Annotated in this window: 4 protein-coding genes; 3 read left to right on the forward strand and 1 reads right to left on the reverse strand. The window is 69.3% G+C overall.

Translation table 11 applies throughout. The annotated features are described in order from the left end of the window. Nucleotides 1-417 precede the first annotated feature (417 nt). The 3 genes from AC3WLN_RS23595 to AC3WLN_RS23605 all read left to right on the forward strand — a co-directional run bounded on the left by AC3WLN_RS23595 (nt 418) and on the right by AC3WLN_RS23605 (nt 3,076). Nucleotides 418-1,776, forward strand: a complete 1,359-nt coding sequence (locus AC3WLN_RS23595; RefSeq protein ID WP_492485355.1) for an MFS family transporter — start codon at nt 418-420, stop codon at nt 1,774-1,776. A 255-nt stretch (nt 1,777-2,031) separates the two neighbouring features. Beyond that, nucleotides 2,032-2,811 (forward strand): YfdX family protein, encoded by a 780-nt coding sequence (locus tag AC3WLN_RS23600; protein ID WP_492485357.1) that lies wholly within the window; start codon nt 2,032-2,034, stop codon nt 2,809-2,811. A 61-nt stretch (nt 2,812-2,872) separates the two neighbouring features. Next, nucleotides 2,873-3,076 carry a hypothetical protein gene (locus tag AC3WLN_RS23605; RefSeq protein WP_492485359.1) on the forward strand — a complete coding sequence of 68 codons (204 nt, stop codon included), beginning with the start codon at nt 2,873-2,875 and terminating at the stop codon, nt 3,074-3,076. Nucleotides 3,077-3,082: 6 nt separating this feature from the next. Here AC3WLN_RS23605 and AC3WLN_RS23610 read toward each other — a convergent pair. Then, nucleotides 3,083-4,902: chloride channel protein (locus tag AC3WLN_RS23610; RefSeq protein WP_492485361.1), on the reverse strand; the 1,820-nt coding region annotated here is incomplete at its 5' end.

Genomic DNA, 4,902 nt, shown 5'->3' on the forward strand with positions numbered 1-4,902 from the left:
GGGTGGAGCCGCCGCCCGCTCCACCACCGGCGCCGCCGCCGGCTCCACCCTGCGCGAATGCGCTCGCCGCACCGATCACCAGGGCCGCCGCCGTCACCGTGCTCCGAAAGAGCTTGCTCATGGGTTCGTTTCCAATCTCATTGCCGCCGGACGTCCCGCGACGTCGATGCCCCCCGCAACGAAGCTCTTGCTCGAACCGTTCCCGTTTTTCTTGCGCTGATCTTCAGGTCCGAGATCTCGGGGCTGCTCGACTGTCGCTGCCAAGCTCAACGAGCCGTCTTCCACCGGCTTGTTTCATCGAAATCTTGCGATTTCGCGGCAAACCGCTGAGCGCCCTTGTGAAATCCGTCTCAGGCGGTAACGTCCCCGCAAAGCAAGCCGCGGAACGGCCTTGCCCAGCACACAGGGACGGAACGGATGACAGGTGGGGCCGGAACCATCACGACCAAGGCGGAGGAATCCGCCGACAACCGACGCCGGATCAAGGCGATCGTCGCCTCCTCGTCGGGCAACCTCGTGGAGTGGTTCGATTTCTACTGCTACGCCTTCTTCGCGCTCTACTTCGCGCCGGTGTTCTTCCCGGCCGGCGACAGCACCAGCCAGCTCCTGCAATCGGCCGCGGTCTTCGCGGTGGGCTTCTTCATGCGCCCGATCGGCGGCTGGCTGTTCGGCCGCATCGCCGACCGCCTGGGCCGCAAGACCTCGATGCTGATCTCGGTGCTGATGATGTGCGCCGGGTCGCTGATGATCGCGGTGCTGCCGACCTACGCCACGGTCGGACATCTCGCCCCGGCCCTGCTGCTCATCGCCCGGATGATCCAAGGCCTGTCGGTGGGCGGCGAGTACGGAACCAGCGCCACCTACATGAGCGAGATCGCCGTGAAGGGCCGGCGCGGCTTCTTCGCCTCGTTCCAGTACGTCACCCTGATCGGCGGCCAGCTCCTCGCCTCGCTGGTGCTGATCATCCTCCAGAGCTTCCTCACCGCCCAGGAACTCACCGCCTGGGGCTGGCGCATCCCGTTCGTGCTCGGCGCCGTCGCGGCGGTGGTCGCGCTCTACCTGCGCTCGTCGCTGGACGAGACGGCCACCAAGGAGGACATGGCCAAGAAGGATTCCGGCACCTTCTCGGCCCTGTTCAAGCACTGGCGCGCGTTCTGCGTGGTGCTGGCCTACACGGCCGGCGGCTCGCTGAGCTTCTACACCTTCACGACCTACATGCCGAAGTACCTCTTCAACACGGCCCATATCGACAAGGTCACGGCCTCGCAGATCTCCACCGCGGCGTTGTTCGTCTACATGATCATCCAGCCCTTCTTCGGCTGGCTCTCGGACCGGATCGGGCGCAAGGCCAACATGCTGCTCTACAGCGGCCTCGGCACCCTGATGGTGGTGCCGCTGATGACCGCCATCGGCTCCACGCAGAACGCGGTGCTGTCCTTCGCGCTCATCATGATCGGGCTGGTCGTGATCAGCTTCTACACCGGCATCAGCGGCATCGTGAAAGCCGAACTGTTCCCGACCCAGGTGCGGGCGCTGGGCGTCGGCCTGTCCTACGCCATCGCCAACTCGCTCTTCGGCGGCACCGCCGAGATGGTCGCTCTCTATCTCAAGCAGCTGGGCTCCGAGAGCACCTTCTTCTGGTACGTCACCGTGATGCTGGGCATCGCCTTCATCGGCTCGCTGATCATGCCGAACCCGAAGCGGCACGGCTATCTCGACGGCGACGGCACCGTCGAGGAGGCCCTGATGCGCAAGACCCGGCTCTCGCCCGCCTGAGACGACGATCTGTCCGAATCCCGGGAGCACGCGGTGCCGGCGCACCGCGTGCTTTTTTCATGCCCGGTTTCCGGGCGCCGGCGGCCGCCCGATCCCGGCCCCTGTCAAGCCGGATCGCATGAACCGAACCTGACGATTCTTTAAGGTGACTTCGAAAACGGGCGGGATCACAGTCGAGATCAGAAGAGAGCTTCGGCGCGGACAGGTCAAGGTGCCCTGAGAGGCGTGGCGCCGCTCATCTTCGGAGGTATTGCCATGACAAAGACCAGAACAGTCGCCGCTTTCCTCGTCGCCACCTCCCTCCTCGGCGGAGTCGCCCTCGCCAACGACGCCGTGAAGGCCCCGGCCGCCCCGCCGGTCGGCGCCGCGCAGCAGGCGGCCGACACGGATGTGGGCAAGCTGTCGAAGGACGGCGCCCAGGCCTTCCGCGACCTGCATCTCGCCCGCATCGCCATCTTCGACGCCGATCCGACCCTGGCCAAGGACCTGATCGGAAAGGCCCAGGCCGCCTTGGCCAAGGCCAAGACCGACGAGGCGGTCTATACCAAGGCCGAGGCGGACCTGCGCGGCCCGGCCAAGCCGACCGACACGACCAAGCCGACCGACACGACCAAGAAGGCTGACACGACCAAGACGACGGACCCGGCCAAGGCGTCCACCCGGCCCACCGCCTGGCTCCCCGTCGACGGGCAGCTGACCCTCGGCGAGGATTTCGTGGCGACGCCGACCAAGACCGCCGCGGTGGCGAGCGCCAACAGGAGCCTGGAGACGGGTGACCGCAAGGCGGCCGTCGACGGGCTGAAGCTCGCCGGCGTCGACGTGAACTTCGTGCTGGCCGTCGCGCCCTTGAACCAGACCGTGACCGAGGTCGACCAAGCCGCCAAGCTGATCGACCAGGGCCAGTACTACGAGGGCAACGCCCTCCTGAAGAAGGTGGAGGACGGCGTGCGCTTCGACATGGTCGACGTGCTCGGCGCGCCGCAGAAGACCGCCACCCCGGCCGCCGCGACGGCCTCGACCGCGCCGCAGAAGTGACGCTCCGGCCGGCCGCCTCGCGAGGGCGGCCGGCCCGTTTCGATCGAGAAGGCGTTTTCCCATGGGTATCGGGGTCAGTCTGGGACTTCTGGTCTCCGCCATCGTCACCGGCTTCGGGCTCGTGCTGGCCTCGGGGCAGGTCCTGCGGCCGGCGGACGGGCAATTGCCGTCCGACTGGGGCTGGAGCCTCGTCATGATGGGCGGGGCGAGCCTGCTCGCCTTCGGCTCTGTCGCCTGGCGCCGGATCACCCGCCGGACGGACTGAGAGCCGTCAGCCCGCCTCGCCGAGCACCGCCCGGCGCTGCCGGTCCAGCTCCTCGCTGTAGCGCTTCAGGGTGTGGCTCTCGGTGAGGAAGCCGATGACCTTGCGCGTCTTCAGGTCCTCGACCACCGCCAGGGCCTCGCTCTCGGTCCGGTCGAAGATCGCGGTGGCGACCTTGGCGTTCATGTCGGCGGTGAGGACGTCGTCCGTGTGGCGCAGCAGGCCTGCGAGATCGGGCGAGGCGTCCTCCGCCTCCCGGAGGGCCGCGTGGGCCTCCGGCACCAGGACGATCCCCGCATAGCGCCCCTCCCCGTCCACCATCACCACCCGCGAGGGCGAGCCGAGCGGGTGCTTGCGCAGGAAGCTCGCCAGGGTCTGGTCGAGGGGCGCCATCGGCACCTCGCGGCGCATCAGCTTGCCCACCGTCAGAGTGCGGATCCAGCCGACGTCGTGCGCGCTGCGGATGCTCTCGCCGCGCAGGTGGAAGCGCCAGGTGGCGAAGGAATAGCCGAAGGTCTTGCGCACCGTCAGGGACGAGGCGATCACCGCCACCAGGACGAGGCCGGCGATCGGGAAGCTGCCGGTGAGCTCGAGGGCGAGGAAGGTCATGGTCAGCGGGCCGCCGATCACCGCCACGGCCAGGGCGCTCATGCCGATCACCGCGTAGGCGAGCGGGGTCAGCCCGAAGGCGGAGAGGCCGGGCAGGATCAGCGGCATCCCGGCGGCGAAGATCTCCCCTGCCAGCGCCCCGAGGAAGAGCGAGGCGAAGAAGAGCCCGCCGCGGAAGCCCGACCCGATGGAGATCGCCGAGGCGGTCGCCTTGGCGACGAACAGCAGCATCAGGGCGGAGAGGCCCGCGGTGGTGCCGTGGGCGTCGAGGTGCAGGTGCAACGCCCCGTGCCCGCCGGAGAGCACCTGCGGCGAGGCGAGGAGCGCCAGGCCACCGACGCAGAACCCGCCGAGGATCGGGACGCACAGGGTCGGCAGGCGGGTGGCGCGGAAACCCGCCTCCACCAGGGTCACGCCACGCATGATCAGGATGCCGAGCCCGGCGCAGATCAGCCCGAGGACGAGGCTCGGCACGGTGTCGAGGGTGGTCAGGACCGTGGTGGTGACGGCATCCGCCCGCTCGACGGTGACGAGGGCGCTCTGCGCCACCAGGGTGCGGGCGACGACGCTGCCGCAGAGGGCGGCGACCACGACCGGCGTCAGGGTCGCGATCGAGTAGGTGCCGATGATCAGCTCGAAGGCGTAGAACGCCCCCGTCAGCGGTGCGCCGAAGGCCGCCGCGATGGCGGCCGCCGCGCCGCAGCCGACGAGGGTGCGCTGGTCGGCCCGGCGCAGCTCGAAGGACAGGCCGAGGCGGGAGGCGAGCCCCGCACAGAACTGGGTGTAGGCCGCCTCCATCCCCACCGAGATGCCGCTGCCGTTGGAGATGGTGTTCTGGATCACCACCACGGTGGAATCGCGGATCGACATCCGGCCGCCATGCAGGGCGTTGGCCTCGATCGGGTCGACCACCGCCCGGCGCGGCCGGCGCTGCCAGCGCAGGGCCAGGGTGAACAGGGCCAGCAGCACGCCGCCGAAGGCCGGGGCCAGCAGCATCACCAGCGGGGGGATGTCGGTGGCGGCGCTGAGGCGCAGGCCCGGCGGCAGGCCGTAGAGCAGCTCGCGCATGGCCTGGGTCGCGCGGTTCATCCCCGCGACGGCGACGCCGCCGCAGCAGCCGATCAGGGCGGCGAGCACGATCAGGCCGATCTCGCTGCCGCGGACCAGGGCACGCAGCCGCCCCGGCGCCTGCACGAGGACCTGTTGGGCGACGGGCGGAC

This window comes from Methylobacterium sp. FW306-05-D (genome assembly GCF_058782155.1).